Genomic DNA, 20195 nt, shown 5'->3' with positions numbered 1-20195 from the left:
ATTTTTGCCACAATAGGGTCGAACTCCCAATGAGATGATCCAATGTCAGATTATAAAATGATCCCCTGCGCCCACTACGACTATCTCGAACTCGCCTGTCTGCGTGGTTATCAACTCAACATTGAGCTTATTGATGGCACCCAGTGCCAAGGTAAAGCCATCACCACACAGACAAGAGCCGACAAAACTGAGTGGCTTATCATCCAACTGCAACAAACTAAACAGTCCCTTAGACTCGACCATATCGCCGCCATCACACCCCTCGAGCCTAATGCGAATTTAGCCGAGTACTCATTGCGGCCAAGCAACCCTAGCAAAGGATATAACATGGCAACTATGATTTTATCGGTTGAAATCGGTCACTGGATCGGTGGGCATAACGGCCAATACCCCCATCTCATTGAATTTGATATGGCACATCTGGATAGACCCTTTCAGGTCTGCGAAGGTTGGGGGCATGGTTTAGGAGGCTCCGCTTACTCACTCGCACAATTTGTCGAAACGCCTTATTTCCTCAAACTCAAAACCGAGGCTCCTTGGGCGTTTGCCATTATCGAACAAGGCTTAGCCCAACAAGATATTGAGACTATCGCCACCGCACTCTCAGAACAATATGGGGATCATCCGCCGCTTGTCCCTGCACATTTAATGGAATACTTATTAGGTTAAAGCAAAAGGGTTTTGTTAGAAGAGAGTGGACCTGCTGAACAATACAGGTTTAGTTAGCGAGGTGTATTGCGGAAAAGCTTCACCGAGTCATGACACTCGGTGACAGGATTCGAAATAGGGATCGAAACAGGCTTCTAAACGGGACGAAAAATAGCTTAGCGCTTAAACCGCAACCGCCGCAATCACTGAGACTTCAACCAAATATTCTGGCTCGGCAATAGCGGCTTGCACACAAGCACGGGCTGGCGCATGACCTTTAGGCACCCAAGCATCCCATACCGCATTCATCGCATCATAATCACCCATATCTTTCAGATAAATAGTCGCTGACAGTAAATGCTCACGCGAACTTCCCGCCTGCGCTAACAAGGTATCGACCTCCTCAAGCATAGTGACAGTTTGCTCGGTGATACCTTGATACTTGTCCTTCGCCACTTGACCACACAGATACACAGTACCTTGATGGATCACTATACTGCTCATGCGGGTACCTACATCTAAACGGGTAATACTCATATTGATAATCTCTTAAATCAGATGCACTTAAATAAATGGCTCAGCAAGAACCGAATCGGCCATTTTAGCGATAAACTGACTTTATGTCTGCGCCACGAATCTGGGCAAAGGTGAATAAAAACGTGCCATCAAGACAAATAATCCTAGACTACAGCTCACCACGGCCAGCCACACTAACGGCGTCGCCACGGCTAAATTGACTAATTGAAATCCGACTAAGGCTGCGCATGCCGCGATCAAAGCAAAGGGCAACTGAGTCACCACATGGTCATGGGGAGCGCAACCTGAGCTGGTCGCACTGAGCACGCTGGTATCTGAAATGGGCGAGCAGTGGTCGCCAAAAACCGACCCCGCCATCACAGCGCTCAGTACAGGTAACAATAAATGAGGATCTAAGTTATGGGCAATCTCTGCGCCAATAGGGATCATAATTGCAAATGTTCCCCAGCTTGAACCCGTCGCAAAAGCCATTATCGCGCAGAGTAAAAACATTCCCGCTACCAGCAGATGCGGGGAAAGATAAGCCTTAGCCCAAGCAGCCAATAATTTAGCGACGCCAAGATCTTGGATCACAGCGCCAATCATCCAAGTGCAGAGTAAAATCGCAATGGCGAAGGCGATCATGCGAACTCCGTGGCTCAAATCCCCCACTAACGCCGTTAAACGTCGCCCAGACAAGCCTAACATGGCAAGAGTGACTAAGGTTGCCAACAAACAAGCATCGCGCATAGAAGCGCCAATATCAGCCTTAGCAAGCCAAAGTGACACATCCCAAGAAGAGACCTGCTGAGCCCCAGACCACAAAGTTAATCCCACTGAAGCAGACAGCAGAGTCAGCATAGGGATTGCGAGCAGCCAAGGATTACCCTTGGCCTCAACTGTACTAGAAGAATCCACCACAGTCGCGACGACAAAAGAGCGAAAGCCCACGCCATACCAAGCGACGAGCACGGACAAGCCTAAGGTCACTATGGCGTAAAAGTTAAATAGGGCCACATCGATAAAGGCTTCCAGCGGCGACACAGGTAAAAAGCTGATCCCCGCGATAAGCGCCATCACATAGGGGCCCCAACTGGAGAAAGGCAATAGCGCGCATAAAGGCGAAGCATTGGAATCAACTAAATAGGCGAGCTGCTCATGGCGAATACCATAACGCTGGCTGAGCGGCTGACAAACATGACCGACAGCAAGACAACTGAAAATCCCATCGATAAACACTAACCAACCAAGAAATACGACCCCAAGACGCGCCTGACGTTCAGTACGAATACGGCTATACAGCCAATCACCAAACTGACCCACGGCACTACCACGTGCTAACAATTGCGTCATGCTACCGAGCAGTAACATGGCGAACAGCACATTGAGATGCCACGCTTGCCAAGCACCTTGGGCATAAAATTGTTTTGCACCAATATCAAGCAAATACAACCCAGTTTGCAGAGGATCAAATTGGGCGATTAATAGGGCACCAGAGACAATACCTACGCCTAACGCCACCAGCGTGCGGCGTAAAAATAGGGCTAAGGTTAAGGTCAACAATAGCGGGAGTATGGCGAGCAAACTAGGCGACATGGACCATTCCGATAAAAAATAAAACCAAGAATACTAACGAGTTAATAACAAATGCAAAAAAACTTAATTTAGAACCCAGTAATAGAGTGTTTTTTAACCAAACGGCAAGAATCGCTATTCCTTAAGTTCTAGGCACTGCTAGAATCACAGTCCCATCCAGAAACCATAGGACTCTCCAGATGAGCCTTGAATTACTGTCCAAACTGGAAACCAAAATCCAGGCTGCACTCGAAACTATCGAGCTTCTAAAAATGGAGCTTGAAGAAGAGAAGCAAAAAGCGTCTACGCTGAGTGAGCACAATCAACAATTGAATGCGCAAAACCAGCAACTACAAGAAGAACTCACTTCTTGGAACGAAAAAGTGACTGGCCTTGTTGGCTTGTTAAACAGCGAAATCTAAACTGCATTAGTTTGATGATGCTGCGCTTCGATCAGTTCGTTCAATTCTAAAATAGCCTGCTTCACTTTTGGCAGGCTTTTTCTTGGCAGTAAAAACCGTCCCTTCTCAAATTCCAATCGTCCTAAATCTTTAACCCAAATAACACCAGTGAGAAAAATACGCGCGTGCTTAACGATAAGCTTAGGTGCGTAGACAGGAAAAACTCTCATATGACCACCTACAAGCATTCTTGTTGTTATTGATTACAGTTGTTTGACAGAAGCTTTGCCACTTGAGTTTCATCGTTAGAGTGGTATTTTTCATCTTTTATCGCCAAAAATACTTAATCGTTTGATTTAGTTAAACTATGAATATGTCACCCTGTGAGTAAAAAAGAAGAACGCCACAATAATGTCACTTGCCAATTTTTTGACACTCTGCTAAATTATTAGCGTTACTCAGGGTAAAAATGAGTCCTCTGGCTCAAGTCCGTACTTTCTTTTACAAGAAGTACGGTTTTTTTTGCCCATTTTTTGCCTCGTCTTTATTCAATAAGTTCAAACGCCTAGCCTACAGAAGCCCACTCAGTACGTTAAGACCCCTATCAAAGCTTTATTTGCCTTGTTGTTGCCAACCGCCACAATAAAAAAGAGCCCTTAGGCTCTCTTTAACATGCAATCGATACAGCATTATCATCCGCTCATATGACAGCAGTGCGGGTAACGCCTATCGAACTATTTTTTTGCTAGGTAGAAAGCAATTTCTAACAGCTCGTCGTAGGATTTGATTGCCCCTGTTTCAACACGGTACTTACCGTTAACAACCAGAGCAGGTACACCCGTCAGCTTAGCGTTTTCAGTATCACGCTTCATCTTTGCCATTTGCGCCTTTACCATGAAAGACTCTGCGGCCGCATCGAAGGTTTTACCATCGACACCGTTAGCAATAAACACGGCACGAACATCATCGCGATTAGTAAAATGCTGTTTCTTCTCATGAATAGCAGAGAATAACGCCGCATCCATTTTCTCATCAACGTTTAACTGATGTGCGACTGCAAATGCGCGTGACATTTCAACCCCCATCTCTTTGCCGATAAAATCAACGTGTGCTTGGTTAAACGCAACGCCTTCTGGCTTATCGGTGAGAATTTTTGGCACTACGGTTTTAGAGAAAGTAAAACAATGCGGACAATAGAAAGAGAAAAACTCAGTAATCTCAGGCTTCGCTGTTGCTGGGCCATCGTTAATCACTGTGTAATGCACGCCTTCTTGGTATTCCACAGCCGATACTGCCAGTGGCGCCAGTAACAGAGCCGCGGCCATGAGTAATACTTTTTTCATGAAAATTCCTTAAATCATTTTGATAAATTGGCTGGAGACTAACATATTCCATTTTTTGAGTGTAACTCAAGCTTAAGAGTTCAATCTAATGTCACAAGATACGTCTGTGAAATCATATTTTGCTCAATGCTAATACGGCACTAGGCTCAGTGGTGGTTCGCTAAGGGCAAATAATTGCTCTTTGAACGCCAAAATCTGCTGTTCCCAATACTTTTCATCCCCAAACCAAGGGAAGTTCATCGGGAAGGCCGGATCGTCCCAGCGACGGCCAATCCACGCGTTGTAATGCACCATACGCAGCGCCCGCAGCGGTTCAATCAAGGCTAACTGTCTTGTATCAAACTCACAAAATTCTTCATAGGCTTCGAGTAAGATCTCAAGCTGCATCAGTTGCTGCGCTCTATCCCCGGTTAGCATCATCCATAAATCTTGAATCGCCGGCCCCATGCGAGCATCGTCTAAATCGACGAATCCGGGACCGTCTGGCGTCCACAAAATATTGCCTGGGTGTAAATCGCCGTGCAAACGAATGGCCGCAAAATCTTGGCGATCCCAAATCGCATTCGCCTTTGCCAACACTTGCTCTACTACGGTAAAGAACGGCAAGCGTAGGCTATTAGGCACCAGATTAGATTGCTTTAACCACGCGAGCGGCTCGGCGCCTAAAATCTGCGGATTCAGCGGTTCACGTTCAGCAAATACCGTTTGCGCCGCGTACTGGTGTATCCGACCGATGAACCGACCCACTAATTCCAGCTGCTCTAAATTATCGACTTCGAAGGCGCGACCACCCAAGGAAGGAAACAGGGTAAATCGATAACCTTGGTACTTGTGTAACGTATGGCCTTCGATAATTACAGGTACGGCAATCGGGATATCTTCTGCCGCGAGTGCGAGCGCATAATCATGTTCCTCTTGGATCTGCGCATCGCTCCAACGGTCTGGGCGATAGAACTTCACCACATAGCGCAGTCCTTCATCGCTACGGAACTGATACACGCGGTTCTCGTAACTGTTCAGCGCGAGTAAGCCCGTTTCCGGGTACACGCCCAGACTTTCGATCGCATCTAAGATCAAATCCGGTGTTAGGGCTTGAAAATGGAACTCTGCGCCGCTAGGACTCGCGGTCGGTGGCGTCATATTCTGACTCATATTCAGTTCACTCTTAGGTGAGGTTGCAGCAAAGTGGCTAAGTATTCCAGCACCTCAAAATCGGCTTCTCGTTCGGTCGAGAGCCAGCAAATGTTGCCGTAAAACTCATAATTGAGCCATAACTGGCTGCCTTCAAATTCTAATAACCATTGGTGCCTATCGGCGCCCCACTGACGCTCGCGCACAGTGCAATCGAGCGCCGCGGCTAAGGGTTCGGCAAAGTCGGCGAAACGATCAAAATCGATATCCGCACTGACCGCTAAACTTAAGGCACTTTTATCTAAGCTAATGGTATCTAAGCTCATGGCTTTTAAATGCTTGCTTGGTAATTTCATGCTTGTTATCCCATCAACTACTACATGACATGATCAAACCTTGGCCCCAGTCCGGTGGACGCTTGGCTAAGTCTTCATGCTCTGCGTGTTCGGCAAAGGGCTGAGTTAAGATTTTTTGCAGCAAATGCAGCGGCGCAAGATTACCCTCTTCCACCGCGATTATCGCCTCTTGGGCTAAATAGTTACGCAAAATATATTTGGGATTCACACTATTGCGCTCAGTTTGCCACGCAGGGATATCCGCTACTGCGCCCAATCGCTGTTGGTAGGCTTGATACCAAGTATCAAACTGGCTGACATCAATAAAGTCATCCCGTAGCGCACTGTGTTTGCTGGTCGGATCTAACTTGCCTAATTGACGCCAAGTTTGAGTGTAATCGAGTTGATTTTTCTCCATCAGCACAGTAAATCGACCTATGAGTTCGAGATCCTGCTTGTCCTGATCCGCCGACGGAACATCAACGGTAGAGAGACCCAATTTTGCCCGCATCAAGCGCAAATAAGGCTGCACTAGCGCCTCTTGGTATTGATTAAGAATGGCAATTAAGTCATCGGATGGGATCACTGGCGTGAGCGCCTGCGCTAAACGTTGCAAGTTCCACAAACCGACGCCCGGCTGCTGACCAAAGGCATAGCGACCTTCGGGATCAGAATGATTACAGATAAAGTCTTCTTGGAATGTATCGAGGAACGCAAAGGGACCGAAGTCAAAACTGTCACCTAGAATCGACATATTGTCTGTGTTCATCACGCCATGGGCAAAACCGACCGCCTGCCAGTGGGCAATCATCTTAGCGGTATCTTGCACTACCTGTAAAAACCACGCTTTATAACCTGCGGCATCACAACTCAAATGGGGATAATGCTGAGTAATAGTGAAGTTGAGTAATTGAGTCAGCTTGTCGGCACGGCCGCGCTCACTGTGGCAGAAAAACTCGAAATGACCGAAACGAATGTGGCTGCGGGCTAAACGTACGGTAATGGCTGCGGTTTCTTGGCTCTCACGCCATACAGGCAAATCAGAGCCAATCACAGCCAAGGCGCGGGTCGTCGGCACCTGCAGATGATGCAGCGCCTCAGAGACTAAAAACTCGCGCACCGCGGAGCGCATCACAGCGCGGCCATCACCACGGCGCGAATAAGGCGTCGGACCGCCACCTTTAAGGGCGACATCCCATGCGCAATTTGGACCAATCGCTTCACCTAAAATGATCGAGCGTCCATCCCCTAAGCGCGGCGTGTAACCGCCAAATTGGTGGCCGCTATACACTTGGGCATAGTAAGTCGCGCCATCGACGGCCGCATTGCCAGATAAGCCCAATAACAACTCATCGGTGGGTTGGCTCAAGCCAATCAATTGCGCGGCGTCATTACTCCATGCCAGCCATTCAGGCTTAGTTATCCCTTGTGGATATACTTGCGAGTAAAACTCAGGCAGCTGAGTAAAAAAATCCTGTTTAAACTTCATCTTGTCCACCTATTGGCTCATGGTCTTGCAAACCAGCACCGACTTATCGTCGAACTCACATAGGTGCCCACATTGATAAGATCCAAGACCAAAACCACTCACGCCAGAACGACTTAGACGTTGCATACCATGAGCCTTGCTCTGGCATTGCTCTAGAGAATCGTAGTAACCATTAATATCTTCGGCCTGCAAAGGCGTCACCGGAATGGCACTCACATCGGGATAATAAAATAGGGTCCATTCTGGGGTTTTAGTACAGCCACTGAGTAGCAATAATCCAAGCCCGAATAAGACATTCGGTAAGGCATAGCTTAGTTTCATTTTTCCCCTATTAAGCCCATAAAAAAAGCGAACCTTAGTTCGCCTTTTGCGCATTCAGTTAGCAGGGATTCTACACTGCTTAGACGAGGGAAATAACCGCTTTTCGACTAAGGGTTTACCCGCTAAGCGCTCCCTACAACATATCAAGCCGTGGTTGCTTTAGTCTGTGCTTTCTCAATCCGGTTGATTCGGCCCTCAAAGCCAGTGACAGTGCCATCGCTCAGCCCAAGCTCGAGTGCTTTACGACAGATGACAATGGCGGCATCGAAGGCTTGGGTATCATTTAACAAGGTGGCTAAATGCAGGAAACCGGAAGATTTAAGCTCAGTATCTTTGCCTTGCTCGGCGCTAGCCGCTTGGAACAGTGCAATATACTCTTCCGCTAATTGAGCACCATAGTTGAGGTAATCCGCCGATTTACGCTGTTTGTAGCATTCAGCAATCATATTTTGCAGCGCGGTATAGCGAGCACTGGCTGACGTCGCTCCTTGATACTCCTCAAAGGCCCGAACTAAAGTCACATTCGCCCAAGCCCCTGGCGCACCGACCTCAGAACGTGTGTTCGATGCTGGCTCTGCGTCATCTTGGGTGTCAGCTTGTTCATCTGTAGGCGTAGTGCCTAAAATGATCACCGCCTCTTCGTTATGGGCTGCAGGTATATCGACTTCGATGATATCTGTGTCTAGCGCCACCGAAATGCTCGCAGGGTTTTCGGTCTCACGGGGCATTAATTCGGCTTCAACTTCGATAACGGGCTCTACTTCAGCCACGCCAGTATCCTCAACCCTGTTAACTGGCTCAGGTTCTAAACGCTCGGGCTCAGCAGCGGAGAAAATAGGTGCCTCTTCGGTGGGAACTACAGGTTTTACCGAGGTCGACTTGGGTTTCATCGCCTCTTGTTCTTCTTTCGCTAATCGCTGCGCGCGAAGGAATAAAAACACCCCGACAGCAATCAGTATAAATACGACTAAAATCTTCATTCTTGTTCACCTTTGATGGCTGCTTCTCATCAGAAGCCGTGTCAATGGGTTTGCCAACGTCCATTAGGACAGTGTCCATGGCAACCGAGTCTAGCTAAAAATTGAGCAGAGATTAACCGCTATTAAAGTCCATTGTGTCGGTGCAAATCAAGTATTTATGCCTTTTTATACGATCTTGCGCTCAAATAGTTATAGCCAATTGCGCTAGACTGGCACAATCCAATTCCCTAATCCCCCCATCCACCTGCTTATAACAAACATAAGGAAAACCTGATGCAAAGTATTCTTATCGTGGCCCATGCCAGTCCCTACGGAACAGAAAAGCTATTTAATAGCTTACGCATCGCATTAGCCCTGAAGGATCAGGACGAGCAAGCGGTCGATCTTAAACTTTTTCTCATGTCAGATGCCGTGTTTGGCGCACTCAAAAATCAAACCACACCTGACTTAAGCTACAACCTGCAGCAGATGTTTGAAATTCTCTCGGCACAGCAAGTTCCTATTCTACTTTGCAAGACCTGCGCTCAAGCACGAGGCGTCACTGCAGAAATGATTATCGAAGGTGCATATATAGGCACACTGCAAGATTTAACTCGCTGGACATTAGCTGCCGACAAAGTGATGCATATCTAAGGTTGACTTGTAAGTGCGACATTGAGGATGAAGGATTGTTTAAAGCCCTATTTTGTGCGCACCTTCATAAATTGGCGCTTTCGTTTTGTCAGCGCCAATTTCACTGCCTATGATGGGATATCCGAGTGACAAGCTAAGGTATTCCAATGGGCACAGCCACACTGCTTACGGGCAAACTCCTGTACGAACACCAAACCATTGCCGCTATGGTGGCGATTTATTGCAAAGCGAAACACCAAGGCCAAGACTCAACAGGTCTATGTGTAGATTGCATCGAGCTATTGGATTATGCCGCGACACGCCTAGATCGCTGCCCCTACGGACAAAACAAACCCACCTGTAATAAATGCCCAGTACATTGCTACAAACCCGCGCAGAAACAAATCGTCAAAGAGATCATGATCTTTTCTGGTCCACGGATGTTATTACCGCATCCCGTTCGTGCAATCAAACACTTACTCGCAGAACGCGTTCCCGTTCCCAGCGTTGTGCCAGAGGCGGCTTCAAATCGTCATCGGCGCATAGCAAGCCAGCAGAAAAACTAACGGCGATACTTTTACCGAGCCGATTTCCCTGATATAACAGGGCTCGAGGTATCGCATATGAACGAGTTTCATAGTTTTTTCACTCAAGCTTACTGGTGGTTGTCATTATTTGGAGGCGTACATTGCCTCGCGTTAGCTATTTATATTCGCTATTTCTATCACCCAGACGCTAACCAAAAACTCCTCGCCGCTTTCTTAAGTCTTATTGCTCTATACTTCCTCACGGGTATGTTGAACCGCGATAACAGTCCAATTCCCATTCATATCCTATTCAATCTGATTAACCCTATCTATTTTTTGCTCATGCCTTTGCTCTATCTCTATTGCAAACGCAGTTTAGCGCCAACCAATAAACCGCTAGGTTTTTCAAAGCATTACTGGCCATCTGCATTAACATTAGTTTTCGCCATTTTAGATATTGCCCTAAGATTAACTGCGCATCCCATCAACGAGTGGCAACCCATAGCTCTGATGCTTAAAGAAATGAGTATCAGCCAATGGGGCGCTCTACTCCCAGCGCTGTTATCTGTACAAACCTGTTTTTACTTTATCGCGCTGTGGATGTTGTTTCGTCGACATAAGCGCAATCAAAGAGATGTCACTCAAACCCAAGAGGCGCTCGGCACCATTCGGTTTCGTTGGCTGATAAGCTTGACCTTGGCCATGTTGTTGAATTGGTTAATCCGCGTATTTGTGGTGATCTTGCCTTTCTATCTTGGTGATAATCTATCGCTACTTTCCCACGCATTGCCAAGGCTGACCTTACTACTGAGCATGTATATGCTGGCGGTGTATGGGCTAAAGCAAATCACCCGCTCTGCCTACTTAAAAGGCCGCATGGCCGAACCACAGCTAGAGCAACGCCCACTCGTCATTGAAAATATTCTCACCCCAGAGGAGTATGAATTTTTGCATCAAGTTCAGCAGGACGATGCAGAAAAAAACCAAGGTTCTTCGCCACCTAAGAACTAATTGGCGAAACTGCACTCCAATCATCACCACCAATATCACTCCAACCATTAAGTCGAACACTGAACCTAAGCTGACACATATGTCACTTTTGGCTGTCATTTGTGTCGATAAAGGCTAGTCTGGAACAACTAAAGACTTGAAGAGGCGTTACCATGAAATCATTTTTAACAGCCATTGCGGCATCAACATGCCTTATTGTGAGCCTATTTGCTGCCCCAACTGTACATGCAGATGAAAGCTACGATCAGGCTGTAGTCAATTTCCAAAAAGCGAAAGAAACCAGTAAATTTTTCGACACAGCCTATGGCTATGCTTTATTCCCAACTGTGGGTAAAGGCGGAATTGGGATCGGTGCAGCCTATGGCAAAGGCCGAGTCTACCAAGGCGGTGCCTATATGGGTGATTCGAGTCTGACTCAATTATCCATCGGTTTTCAATTAGGTGGACAAGCCTACAGCGAGATCATCTTCTTTAAAGATGCCAAAGCCTATGAAGCCTTCACGAGCGGCAGTTTCGAGTTTGATGCCCAAGCGTCGGCAGTTGCCATCAACATGGGAGCAAGCGCTCAAGCAGGAACCACAGGCAACTCAGCAGGCGCAGGCCAATCGGGTGGTAATCGCTCGGCGAGCGGCTCTTATATCAACGGTATGGCAGTATTTACCGCAGCAAAAGGCGGCTTAATGTTTGAAGCCGCTCTTGCGGGTCAAGCCTTTAGCTTCGAGCCTAAAGCTAACTAACACGAACCATTCGACTGTGATATCAAACGGCGAGCCTAAATGCTCGCCGTTTTTTCTTAAATGATTACCTCAAGCTTCAGACTCAGATGTTCTAACTAAAACCAAGTCATTAGGATTGAGCGAAATAAGTTGAAATGCATATTTAACTTAGCGAAGTAATAATAAGGGGATATAGCTTTTACTGATCATCCTTGTGGTATTACTACCCACAAAAAACTCCCGAATACGCGAATGACCATAGGCGCCCATCACCATAAGATCGATTTGATGCTCAAGTTGATAGATCTCAAGGGCCGTTTGCACTTCTCCCTGACAAACGGCGGTAACCACATTGAAATCCGCCGCAATCAGAGATTCGGTCACCAACGCCAGTTCAGCTGTCGCCAGCGATTGATCATCAGACACCATCACTAAATGACATTCGAGCCCTTTCAAGAGCGGACTCGTTAGCACTTGATTAAGGGCTTTTTTCGCAGTAATGCTGCCATCATAGGCGATCATAAATCGCTTCGGTGCAGTAAACTCGTCCATCACCACTAAAATAGGCTGCTTAAGCGTGCGAATGACATTTTCTAAATGGCTGCCAATGGCCTGCGCTTGATCTTGATGCTGCTCCCCTTGACGGCCCATCACCACCAGTCTGGCATGGGATTCTTGCTCTAACAGGGTTTCGACTAAATCGCCGTGACGCTGCAAGGTTTCAACCACAACTGCGGGTTGTGCCTCCACGATGCGCGTTTGCGCATCTTGCAGCATATACTTACCCTGCTCAAGTGCGAGTTTGCCTCGACGCGCTTCAAGCTCAACCATTTCATTGAGTAAGTGCTCCCGTGTACCTAGGCCAATATTTCCTGACAGATTTGACTCTATCGGATAAGCAGACTTATCCAATACATGCAATAGAGTTACTGGGGCATCCAGTTGCTGAGCGGCCCAGCCACTGGCGTCACATACGGCGAGTGTCACTTTTGAACCGTCGATACAGGCAATCACATTTGTCATCGTTATTTTCCTTTTACTGTGTTGCTAAGGGCTTAGTGACCAGACATCATGTTTTCAACGTCTTCAGGCTTATCGTGCACCCCAAATTTATCGACTATGGTTGCACTGGCTTGGTTAAGGCCAATCAACTCCACTTCAGTTCCCTCGCGACGGAATTTAATCACTACCTTGTCTAGGGCCGATACCGCAGTAATATCCCAAAAATGCGCTTGAGATAAGTCAATAGTCACCTTATCAACCACTTCCCTAAAATCAAATGAATTACTGAACTTATCTGCCGAGGCAAAAAAGACTTGCCCAATAACTTGATAATGGCGACCTGCGTCAGCAGCAGCCGTTACACTCTTAACCACCATAAAACGGCCCACTTTATTAGCAAAAAACAGGGACGCGAGTAATACCCCCACAAATACTCCCATAGCTAAGTTATGGGTAGCGACCACCACAGCAACGGTCGCCACCATCACAAGATTGGTTGATATTGGATGATGCTTAAGATTACGAATTGAATCCCAAGAGAAAGTACCGATAGACACCATGATCATCACGGCAACCAGTGCCGCCATAGGGATGAGCTTTAACCATTCGCCGAGGAATACAATCAATATGAGTAGAAATACCCCCGCTGAAAAGGTCGATAACCGTCCGCGACCACCCGATTTAACGTTGATGATCGACTGACCAATCATAGCGCAACCAGCCATACCGCCCATTAAACCCGCGCCGATATTGGCAATACCTTGGCCCTTACACTCGCGATTCTTATCGCTTTGGGTATCGGTTAAATCATCGACTATGGTGGCAGTCATCATAGATTCCAGCAAACCCACCACGGCAAGGCCGGCCGAATAAGGGAAGATGATCATCAGAGTTTCAAGGGTCAATGGCACTTCAGGCCAGAGGAAAATAGGCAAAGTATCAGGTAGTTGCCCCATGTCACCGACAGTACGAATATCTAACCCCATATAAACCGCAAAAAGTGTTAATCCGACAATACACACGAGAGGCGAAGGTACGGATTTACCGATCACAGGGATAAGTGGGAATAAATAGATAATACCAAGGCCTGCAATCGTCATCGCATACACATGCCAAGTAACATTAGTCAGCTCGGGCAACTGGGCCATAAAGATCAGAATCGCCAGTGCATTCACAAAGCCCGTCACCACAGAACGGGAGACGAAACGCATCAAGCTTCCTAGCTTTAAGTAACCCGCGGCAATTTGCAGCACACCAGTTAATAGGGTCGCCGCGAGTAAATACTCGAGGCCGTGTTCCTTCACTAAGCTCACCATCAACAACGCCATAGCACCCGTTGCGGCAGAGATCATACCAGGACGACCACCTGTAAACGCGATGACCACTGCGATACAGAATGAAGCATACAGGCCGACTTTAGGATCGACGCCTGCAATAATAGAAAAGGCAATCGCCTCAGGGACTAACGCCAGTGCAACCACAATACCGGCTAACAGATCTCCGCGTATATTGGAGAACCACTCTTTTTTCATGGTTTGTATCATGTCACTCACTCTGATTGAAATTTAATCATATCTTCCAATAGCTAATATCAACACTTGACTCAAATGTCAGCGCATAGCCAATAAGGTACTTATGCGTCAAGGTGACGAACTGCAATTGGATTATGGGGTACAGCAAAACAACTACCGAGTCGGTAGCTAATAAGGACGGAGCTTAACGATCCAAGAAGAAAGGATTAAACTAATGCGGCTTAATGCTCATCACCGAAAAATAACCTCACTTATATGAGCCAACTCAAATTTGACTGCATTAAAAATAGTTGTGCTATTGGGAATAGCGACATAATGACGTGTATAAAACAGGCCGGAGTATAGAGAGTTGTTTGCTCAAAATCAAAAAACTTCAGTTAACATCAGAGTGATTAAAATACCCGCCATACTTTGGCGGGCATTGAATAAAAAAAACCGCAACAACTCAGGGATAGCTTAGGTAAGTATTAAGCACCATCTGATATCGCTTTATGCCGAGGCAGTTTGATTGAGATAAGCGCCGCTAACGCAATAAATGCCGCCGATATCCACAGACAAGCCGCCATGCCATACACTTGATACACCCAGCCAGACAACACAGTCCCGATCAAACGCCCCATAGCATTAGCCATGTAGTAAAAACCCACATCTAACGATACGCCATCTTCATCCGCATAACTGACGATAAGATAGCTGTGTAATGAAGAGTTGATCGCGAATAAGGCGCCAAACAGCATCAATCCCCAAATCAGTATATTCGCAGCATGGAAGTCATAACTTATCGCCAGCGCAATGCCTGCCGGCACTATGCTCAATATCGCCGCCCAACCTAAGGCGCTACGTCCATCGGGAACCTTGTTTTGGCTCGCCGACTTTGTCCCCGTCAAGCGAGGTGCGAAGCCTTGCACTATGCCATAACCTATCACCCAGAGTGCGAGAAAACCGCCGACATACCAATGATCCCAACCAAAGGTTGAGGCCAAATAAACGGGTAAAGCCACCACAAACCACACATCCCGCGCACCAAATAAAAACATGCGTGCGGCAGAAAGCGTGTTTACCGCCGGACTCTTAGAGAAAATTTCCGTGAACTTAGGTTTGTTTTTGGCTTTACCTAAATCGCGCTGCAAACTTAACAGACTAAAAATCCACACCAGCAATAGGACAATTGCCATGCCTAACACGGCCTGCTGGAATCCAAACAGGGTCAGTAAGGCGCCGCCCAAGAAGAACCCCGCGCCCTTTAGCGCATTTTTGGAGCCAGTGAGCATAGCAACCCACTTATACAGCTCACCCTGAGCATCATTGGGCACCAACAATTTGATACTGCTTTTAGCGCTCATCTTATTGAGATCTTTAGCGATACCCGACAAGGCCTGCGCCGCCATCACCCAAGCAACCGTCAGCATACCGCTAGGCACAAGCAGCATGCTAAGGGCGACAATCTGCATAAATAGGCCCACATTCATGGTCTTATTTAAGCCTAAACGCGCCCCGAGCCAGCCGCCGACTAAGTTCGTTACCACCCCAAAGATTTCATAGAAGAGGAATAGCATGGCAATTTGCAGCGGGCTATAACCTAAGCCATAAAAATAGAGCACCACTAACATACGTAATGCGCCATCGGTGAGCGTGAATGCCCAATAGTTGCCTGTGACTACCAAATACTGGCGGATCTCGGGTGATATGTTAGACAAAAACCCAGTAAGCTTACCCATAAAGCTTATGCCTTATCCATCAGACCGACCATGCGGGCCAGTTCGACGGTGCGATTGGCATAACCCCACTCGTTGTCATACCAAGCGTAGAGTTTGACCTGAGTGCCATTGATAATCATGGTCGATAGCGCATCGATAATGCTCGAACGCGGATCGGTTTTATAATCAACCGAGACTAACGGTCGTTCCTCATAACCTAAAATACCTTTTAGCGGTCCGTCTGCCGCTTCTTTTAACAGGCGATTGACTTCAGCTTCGGTCGTTTTGCGACTCACCTCGAACACGCAATCGGTTAATGAGGCGTTCGCTAATGGCACCCGCACCGCATGGCCGTTAAGCTTACCTTTGAGTTCAGGGAAAATATGGGTAATGGCCGTCGCTGAGCCTGTTGTCGTAGGGATAAGGCTTAAACCACAGGCCCGTGCACGGCGGAGATCTTTATGCGGCGCATCTAAAATAGTTTGAGTGTTGGTAATATCATGAATGGTTGTCATGGAACCATGCACTATACCGAGGTTTTCGTGGATCACTTTGACGATTGGCGCCAAGCAGTTAGTGGTACAGGAGGCCGCAGTCACAATCGGATGAATGGCTTTGTCATAGAGCTGATGATTCACCCCCATGACAATGTTTAACACGCCCTCTTCTTTAACAGGCGCCGTGACTACAACGCGTTTAACGCCTTGATCTAAATAAGCTTGTAGCACTGCTTTGGTTTTCATCTTACCCGAGGCTTCAATCACCACATCACAGCCGGACCAATCGGTTTCGGCGATGGTTTTATTGCGAGTACAGCGAATACGCTTGCCATCGATAATGATGTCATCGCCATCGCTGATCGCCTCATGTTGCCAGCGGCCATGCACAGAATCGAATGTCAGCAAATGAGCTAAGGTCGCCGCATCCCCTGCGGGATCATTAATCTGCACAAACTCAACCTCTTCCCAGCCCCAAGCAGCGCGCAATGCTAAACGTCCCATACGGCCAAAGCCATTTATCCCGATTTTGATTGTCATACCTGCATCCTTCCCACTCAGTTTTATATTAGGTGTTTTATATTATTTGTTTAAGATTAAAGCGTTATCTGTTCGATATAGCCGCGCTAATGCCCTTCTCGTTGGCAATGGCGGTAATGATCTCAGCGGTTTTAGTGCATTTAGCGCATCCACTACCTAATACTTTGATGTTTAACATTTTTATAATTCTCACAGAATGGGACCTATAGCGTTAAAGATCCAACCGATTAAGGTGAATGAAATCAATAAAATGGCAAAAACGATGGCCAGCAAACGCCATTGCATCACCTGCTTGAGCAAAATGAACTCGGGAAAACTGGCGGCAACCGTAGACATACAAAATGCTAATGTCGTCCCTACGGGCAAGCCATTAGTGATAAGGCTCTCCATGATAGGAATAACCCCTGTGGCATTGGAATACAGAGGAATACCAATCAATACCGCCACAGGAACCGACCACCATTGACCATCGCCTAAGTGGGCTTCGATCCAACCGTCAGGCACAAATCCATGGAGTGCGGCGCCAAGCCCAACCCCAATAATGACCCATTTCCACACTCGGCCAAAAATCTCTAGGGTCTCGCCTTTCGCAAATTCATGCCGTTCCGTTAACGTCATGGATGTTGATGTCATACCCTCGCTATTATCGCGACTTGCTTGCGCCTTACCTTGCTCGAGTGCTTTGGCGGCAAAGGATTGCAGCCAACGCTCAGCGCGAATCGTGTCTAAAAATGCCCCCGCCAACATACCCACTGACATGCCGACCAGCACGTATATCACAGTGAACTGCCAGCCCAGCAGACTCACAAGCAACAGAACGGCGACTTCATTAATTAACGGCGAAGTGATCAGAAATGCCATAGTGATCCCAACGGGGATCCCCGCGGAAGTGAAACCTAAAAAAACCGGAATACTCGAACATGAGCAGAATGGGGTAACAGCGCCAAAACCCGATCCCATAAAGTAACCGACAAAACGATTTTTACCCGCCAAGTAATCCCGAACCCGCTCGACATTGAGCGAGGCCCGCACCAAAGCGATGCCATAAATCATCAGCAACAGGAGCGCAAAAATCTTAGTGGTATCTTCAATAAAAAAATGGATGGCGTCGGCGAGCTTAGTATTGGGCTCTAAACCCATCAAATCAAAAGTTAACCAGCTTGCTAAATCTGAAAATATTTGCAGCATTGTTACGCCACCTTAATATTAAGCAAAACTTTAGACACGTAAACATATGAAAAAACGTATATTTGAGGTTAAATTTTTGCTGCTAGTCTTCTAGCAGCAAGCTTTAGCACGGTCAGGACGCCCGCCCATCTTGCACAAATTACGCATATTTTCTTCAAGGAATACAGTGTTTTGGTTGGTAACTTCACTCAACACTAACTGACTCCATTCGGGTAAGTCATTATTGATACGATAGAAAATCCATTGCCCCTGACGGCGATCAACTAATAAACCGCATTTACGTAATTGGGCCAAATGTCGCGAAATCTTAGGCTGAGTCTCTTGCAATGCCTCGGTCAATTCACAGACACAGAGCTCCCCCTCTTGCTGGATCAACATCATGCAACGCAAGCGGGTTTCATCGGCTAAACATTTAAAAAACTGGGTTGGATTAATCATTGATGCCCTTAGACTGAACTAGTACAAACATTTTGATCCTTTTGTTAACTTTCCTAAAGGTTCATTCAAACAGCAAGCTGTGAGCGGTAAGAAACAACACTCGTTTTTCATGGCTATGGATCTTTTGGAAAGACCTTGTACAATATATACGAATTTTCATATATGTAAATATCCGTATATAAGATCACCTTAAGTTTCACACATTAATCAAAATGGTGTTTGAGTATAGTGTTCAACACTAAGATACATACGAAAATTCACATATAAAAAATCATTCTGACCCACCGACAATATCGTTAGGTGAGGGCATTATTTTATGGTTACGGGTAGACAATCTCTACTCTTTGAGGAGCTTGTATGTGGTTAGCAGGGGCAATTTTTGTTCTCACCATAGTGTTAGTAATTTGGCAACCTAAGGGGTTAGGCATAGGTTGGAGTGCTACCTTGGGCGCCGTATTGGCCCTACTACTGGGTGTGGTGCACTTAGGGGATATTCCTGTGGTATGGAATATTGTCTGGAATGCGACCGCCACCTTTATTGCCGTGATCATCATCAGTTTATTATTGGATGAGTCGGGATTTTTCGAATGGGCCGCGCTGCATGTGGCCCGTTGGGGCAAAGGTCGTGGGCGTTTACTCTTTACTTACATAGTATTACTCGGCGCGACTGTTGCCGCATTGTTTGCCAATGATGGCGCGGCGCTGATCCTCACCCCCATAGTGATTGCTATGTTACTGGCTCTGGGCTTTAGCGCCGGAGCAACCTTAGCCTTTGTAATGGCGGCGGGTTTTATTGCCGATACCGCAAGTTTGCCGTTAATTGTCTCTAACCTAGTCAATATTGTTTCAGCGGACTTCTTCAACATAGGTTTTAACGAATACGCCTCTGTGATGGTGCCTGTCGATATTGCTGCTATTAGTGCCACCTTAGTCATGCTGCATCTGTTTTTCCGCAAAGATATTCCCGCGACCTACGACTTGCAAAAACTACGCGAACCTAAGGCCGCCATTCGCGACCTCAACACCTTTAAAACCGGTTGGGGCGTATTAGTCTTACTCTTGGTGGGCTTTTTTGGCTTAGAACCGCTCGGTGTGCCCGTGAGTTTAGTGGCTGCCGTGGGTGCCCTGATCCTGTTTGTTGTCGCGAAAAAAAGCCATGCCATAGATACCACTAAGGTACTTCGCGGCGCGCCATGGCAAATCGTAGTCTTTTCACTCGGCATGTATCTAGTGGTTTATGGTCTTCGCAACGCAGGCTTAACCGATTACCTATCAAGCGTATTAAATAGCTTGGCAGAACAAGGGCTTTGGGCTGCCACTATGGGCACGGGCTTCTTGGTCGCGTTTTTATCGTCCCTTATGAACAACATGCCAACGGTGTTAATTGGCGCCCTCTCGATAGACGGCAGCAATGCAACTGGCGTGATTAAAGAGGCCATGATTTACGCTAACGTAATTGGTAGCGATTTAGGTCCTAAAATCACCCCCATCGGCAGTTTAGCAACCCTGCTGTGGCTGCATGTACTGGCGCAGAAAAATATTAATATTACCTGGGGTTATTATTTCCGCGTCGGCATAGTGATGACGCTACCTGTGCTATTTGTCACCCTAGCGGCACTGGCGCTGCGCCTCTCCTTCTAATCTTCGTCCATGGGCACTAGAGCATCTGTTTAGTGCCTATGGATAAATTTATAAG

At 47.0% G+C, this 20195-nt stretch carries 23 protein-coding genes and 1 pseudogene; 8 read left to right on the top strand and 16 right to left on the bottom strand.

Annotated features, from left to right (window positions below):
* Window positions 1–42 precede the first annotated feature (42 nt).
* Both L5L98_RS22390 and L5L98_RS22385 read left to right on the top strand, forming a co-directional pair.
* Window positions 43–314: pseudogene (locus L5L98_RS22390) on the top strand (Rho-binding antiterminator).
* 13 nt (window positions 315–327) lie between these two features.
* Window positions 328–669 carry a hypothetical protein gene (locus tag L5L98_RS22385; protein WP_317633954.1) on the top strand — a complete coding sequence of 114 codons (342 nt, stop codon included), beginning with the start codon at window positions 328–330 and terminating at the stop codon, window positions 667–669.
* A gap of 162 nt (window positions 670–831) precedes the next feature.
* Here the strand turns inward: L5L98_RS22385 and L5L98_RS12170 are convergent, their stop codons facing one another.
* Complete coding sequence (locus tag L5L98_RS12170; protein ID WP_173248029.1) at window positions 832–1185, bottom strand: RidA family protein; 354 nt, start codon at window positions 1183–1185, stop codon at window positions 832–834.
* An 81-nt stretch (window positions 1186–1266) separates the two neighbouring features.
* Window positions 1267–2760, bottom strand: coding sequence for a Na+/H+ antiporter NhaC family protein (locus tag L5L98_RS12165; protein WP_263141130.1), 1494 nt, complete (start codon window positions 2758–2760; stop codon window positions 1267–1269).
* A 179-nt stretch (window positions 2761–2939) separates the two neighbouring features.
* On the opposite strand from L5L98_RS12165, the gene L5L98_RS12160 reads away from it, so the two are divergent.
* Entirely contained in the window at window positions 2940–3161 is a 222-nt protein-coding gene (locus L5L98_RS12160) for a cell division protein ZapB (protein WP_006083484.1), read from the top strand.
* Here the strand turns inward: L5L98_RS12160 and L5L98_RS12155 are convergent.
* From L5L98_RS12155 to L5L98_RS12125, 7 genes are all read right to left on the bottom strand, one after another.
* Window positions 3158–3370, bottom strand: coding sequence for a DUF1107 domain-containing protein (locus L5L98_RS12155; RefSeq protein ID WP_006083486.1), 213 nt, complete (start codon window positions 3368–3370; stop codon window positions 3158–3160). The genes L5L98_RS12160 and L5L98_RS12155 overlap by 4 nt on opposite strands.
* Window positions 3371–3874: 504 nt before the next feature.
* Window positions 3875–4483: a thiol:disulfide interchange protein DsbA/DsbL gene (locus L5L98_RS12150; protein WP_168826000.1), complete on the bottom strand. Its 609-nt coding sequence runs from the start codon at window positions 4481–4483 to the stop codon at window positions 3875–3877.
* Window positions 4484–4612: 129 nt separating this feature from the next.
* The gene (locus tag L5L98_RS12145) at window positions 4613–5635 is read right to left on the bottom strand and encodes a serine/threonine protein kinase (RefSeq protein ID WP_263141119.1); all 1023 of its coding nucleotides are present in this window, start codon (window positions 5633–5635) and stop codon (window positions 4613–4615) included.
* 2 nt (window positions 5636–5637) lie between these two features.
* The gene (locus L5L98_RS12140; protein WP_212600622.1) at window positions 5638–5970 is read right to left on the bottom strand and encodes a DUF3630 family protein; all 333 of its coding nucleotides are present in this window, start codon (window positions 5968–5970) and stop codon (window positions 5638–5640) included.
* A gap of 13 nt (window positions 5971–5983) precedes the next feature.
* Complete coding sequence (locus tag L5L98_RS12135; RefSeq protein WP_263141113.1) at window positions 5984–7438, bottom strand: protein adenylyltransferase SelO; 1455 nt, start codon at window positions 7436–7438, stop codon at window positions 5984–5986.
* A gap of 9 nt (window positions 7439–7447) precedes the next feature.
* The gene (locus tag L5L98_RS12130) at window positions 7448–7759 is read right to left on the bottom strand and encodes a hypothetical protein (RefSeq protein ID WP_105250486.1); all 312 of its coding nucleotides are present in this window, start codon (window positions 7757–7759) and stop codon (window positions 7448–7450) included.
* Between the two features lie 143 nt (window positions 7760–7902).
* The gene (locus L5L98_RS12125) at window positions 7903–8739 is read right to left on the bottom strand and encodes a hypothetical protein (protein ID WP_263141110.1); all 837 of its coding nucleotides are present in this window, start codon (window positions 8737–8739) and stop codon (window positions 7903–7905) included.
* A gap of 273 nt (window positions 8740–9012) precedes the next feature.
* Between L5L98_RS12125 and L5L98_RS12120 the strand changes: the two genes are divergently transcribed.
* From L5L98_RS12120 to L5L98_RS12105, 4 genes are all read left to right on the top strand, one after another.
* On the top strand, window positions 9013–9372 hold the full coding sequence (locus tag L5L98_RS12120) for a DsrE/DsrF/TusD sulfur relay family protein (protein WP_263141108.1): 360 nt from the start codon (window positions 9013–9015) through the stop codon (window positions 9370–9372).
* A gap of 146 nt (window positions 9373–9518) precedes the next feature.
* A complete protein-coding gene (locus tag L5L98_RS12115; protein WP_173248043.1) occupies window positions 9519–9917 on the top strand; it encodes a nitrous oxide-stimulated promoter family protein in 399 nt (132 codons plus the stop codon).
* Window positions 9918–9974: 57 nt separating this feature from the next.
* Entirely contained in the window at window positions 9975–10889 is a 915-nt protein-coding gene (locus L5L98_RS12110) for a hypothetical protein (RefSeq protein ID WP_173248045.1), read from the top strand.
* 152 nt (window positions 10890–11041) lie between these two features.
* Window positions 11042–11626 carry a YSC84-related protein gene (locus L5L98_RS12105; protein ID WP_105250489.1) on the top strand — a complete coding sequence of 195 codons (585 nt, stop codon included), beginning with the start codon at window positions 11042–11044 and terminating at the stop codon, window positions 11624–11626.
* A gap of 147 nt (window positions 11627–11773) precedes the next feature.
* On the opposite strand, the gene L5L98_RS12100 is transcribed toward L5L98_RS12105, so the two are convergent.
* The 7 genes from L5L98_RS12100 to L5L98_RS12070 all read right to left on the bottom strand — a co-directional run bounded on the left by L5L98_RS12100 (window position 11774) and on the right by L5L98_RS12070 (window position 18499).
* Window positions 11774–12628: a universal stress protein gene (locus L5L98_RS12100; protein ID WP_263141105.1), complete on the bottom strand. Its 855-nt coding sequence runs from the start codon at window positions 12626–12628 to the stop codon at window positions 11774–11776.
* A 32-nt stretch (window positions 12629–12660) separates the two neighbouring features.
* Window positions 12661–14151: a SulP family inorganic anion transporter gene (locus L5L98_RS12095; RefSeq protein ID WP_263141103.1), complete on the bottom strand. Its 1491-nt coding sequence runs from the start codon at window positions 14149–14151 to the stop codon at window positions 12661–12663.
* 455 nt (window positions 14152–14606) lie between these two features.
* On the bottom strand, window positions 14607–15857 hold the full coding sequence (gene arsJ / locus L5L98_RS12090) for an organoarsenical effux MFS transporter ArsJ (RefSeq protein WP_263141101.1): 1251 nt from the start codon (window positions 15855–15857) through the stop codon (window positions 14607–14609).
* Between the two features lie 5 nt (window positions 15858–15862).
* Window positions 15863–16873, bottom strand: a complete 1011-nt coding sequence (locus L5L98_RS12085; protein WP_263141099.1) for an ArsJ-associated glyceraldehyde-3-phosphate dehydrogenase — start codon at window positions 16871–16873, stop codon at window positions 15863–15865.
* 64 nt (window positions 16874–16937) lie between these two features.
* Window positions 16938–17051: a thioredoxin family protein gene (locus L5L98_RS12080; protein ID WP_411569210.1), complete on the bottom strand. Its 114-nt coding sequence runs from the start codon at window positions 17049–17051 to the stop codon at window positions 16938–16940.
* Window positions 17052–17062: 11 nt separating this feature from the next.
* Window positions 17063–18061 (bottom strand): permease, encoded by a 999-nt coding sequence (locus L5L98_RS12075; protein WP_263141097.1) that lies wholly within the window; start codon window positions 18059–18061, stop codon window positions 17063–17065.
* 90 nt (window positions 18062–18151) lie between these two features.
* Complete coding sequence (locus L5L98_RS12070) at window positions 18152–18499, bottom strand: metalloregulator ArsR/SmtB family transcription factor (RefSeq protein ID WP_105250495.1); 348 nt, start codon at window positions 18497–18499, stop codon at window positions 18152–18154.
* A 357-nt stretch (window positions 18500–18856) separates the two neighbouring features.
* Between L5L98_RS12070 and L5L98_RS12065 the strand changes: the two genes are divergently transcribed.
* Window positions 18857–20140, top strand: a complete 1284-nt coding sequence (locus L5L98_RS12065; RefSeq protein WP_263141093.1) for an arsenic transporter — start codon at window positions 18857–18859, stop codon at window positions 20138–20140.
* Window positions 20141–20195: the final 55 nt, after the last annotated feature.

It is taken from the genome of Shewanella sp. SM23 (assembly GCF_025654295.1).
Classification (GTDB): domain Bacteria; phylum Pseudomonadota; class Gammaproteobacteria; order Enterobacterales; family Shewanellaceae; genus Shewanella; species Shewanella oncorhynchi.
Note: the sequence above shows the minus strand (reverse complement) of the source record. Positions and strands in the feature narration are given on the sequence as shown.

Bases quoted from the DNA above. Each gene is read 5' to 3' on its own strand.
- L5L98_RS22385 (WP_317633954.1), top strand. From the start codon at position 328: ATGGCAACTATGATTTTATCGGTTGAAATCGGTCACTGGATCGGTGGG.
- L5L98_RS12170 (WP_173248029.1), bottom strand. From the start codon at position 1,185: ATGAGTATTACCCGTTTAGATGTAGGTACCCGCATGAGCAGTATAGTG.
- L5L98_RS12165 (WP_263141130.1), bottom strand. From the start codon at position 2,760: ATGTCGCCTAGTTTGCTCGCCATACTCCCGCTATTGTTGACCTTAACC.
- L5L98_RS12160 (WP_006083484.1), top strand. From the start codon at position 2,940: ATGAGCCTTGAATTACTGTCCAAACTGGAAACCAAAATCCAGGCTGCA.
- L5L98_RS12155 (WP_006083486.1), bottom strand. From the start codon at position 3,370: ATGAGAGTTTTTCCTGTCTACGCACCTAAGCTTATCGTTAAGCACGCG.
- L5L98_RS12150 (WP_168826000.1), bottom strand. From the start codon at position 4,483: ATGAAAAAAGTATTACTCATGGCCGCGGCTCTGTTACTGGCGCCACTG.
- L5L98_RS12145 (WP_263141119.1), bottom strand. From the start codon at position 5,635: ATGAGTCAGAATATGACGCCACCGACCGCGAGTCCTAGCGGCGCAGAG.
- L5L98_RS12140 (WP_212600622.1), bottom strand. From the start codon at position 5,970: ATGAAATTACCAAGCAAGCATTTAAAAGCCATGAGCTTAGATACCATT.
- L5L98_RS12135 (WP_263141113.1), bottom strand. From the start codon at position 7,438: ATGAAGTTTAAACAGGATTTTTTTACTCAGCTGCCTGAGTTTTACTCG.
- L5L98_RS12130 (WP_105250486.1), bottom strand. From the start codon at position 7,759: ATGAAACTAAGCTATGCCTTACCGAATGTCTTATTCGGGCTTGGATTA.
- L5L98_RS12125 (WP_263141110.1), bottom strand. From the start codon at position 8,739: ATGAAGATTTTAGTCGTATTTATACTGATTGCTGTCGGGGTGTTTTTA.
- L5L98_RS12120 (WP_263141108.1), top strand. From the start codon at position 9,013: ATGCAAAGTATTCTTATCGTGGCCCATGCCAGTCCCTACGGAACAGAA.
- L5L98_RS12115 (WP_173248043.1), top strand. From the start codon at position 9,519: ATGGGCACAGCCACACTGCTTACGGGCAAACTCCTGTACGAACACCAA.
- L5L98_RS12110 (WP_173248045.1), top strand. From the start codon at position 9,975: ATGAACGAGTTTCATAGTTTTTTCACTCAAGCTTACTGGTGGTTGTCA.
- L5L98_RS12105 (WP_105250489.1), top strand. From the start codon at position 11,042: ATGAAATCATTTTTAACAGCCATTGCGGCATCAACATGCCTTATTGTG.
- L5L98_RS12100 (WP_263141105.1), bottom strand. From the start codon at position 12,628: ATGACAAATGTGATTGCCTGTATCGACGGTTCAAAAGTGACACTCGCC.
- L5L98_RS12095 (WP_263141103.1), bottom strand. From the start codon at position 14,151: ATGATACAAACCATGAAAAAAGAGTGGTTCTCCAATATACGCGGAGAT.
- arsJ (WP_263141101.1), bottom strand. From the start codon at position 15,857: ATGGGTAAGCTTACTGGGTTTTTGTCTAACATATCACCCGAGATCCGC.
- L5L98_RS12085 (WP_263141099.1), bottom strand. From the start codon at position 16,873: ATGACAATCAAAATCGGGATAAATGGCTTTGGCCGTATGGGACGTTTA.
- L5L98_RS12080 (WP_411569210.1), bottom strand. From the start codon at position 17,051: ATGTTAAACATCAAAGTATTAGGTAGTGGATGCGCTAAATGCACTAAA.
- L5L98_RS12075 (WP_263141097.1), bottom strand. From the start codon at position 18,061: ATGCTGCAAATATTTTCAGATTTAGCAAGCTGGTTAACTTTTGATTTG.
- L5L98_RS12070 (WP_105250495.1), bottom strand. From the start codon at position 18,499: ATGATTAATCCAACCCAGTTTTTTAAATGTTTAGCCGATGAAACCCGC.
- L5L98_RS12065 (WP_263141093.1), top strand. From the start codon at position 18,857: ATGTGGTTAGCAGGGGCAATTTTTGTTCTCACCATAGTGTTAGTAATT.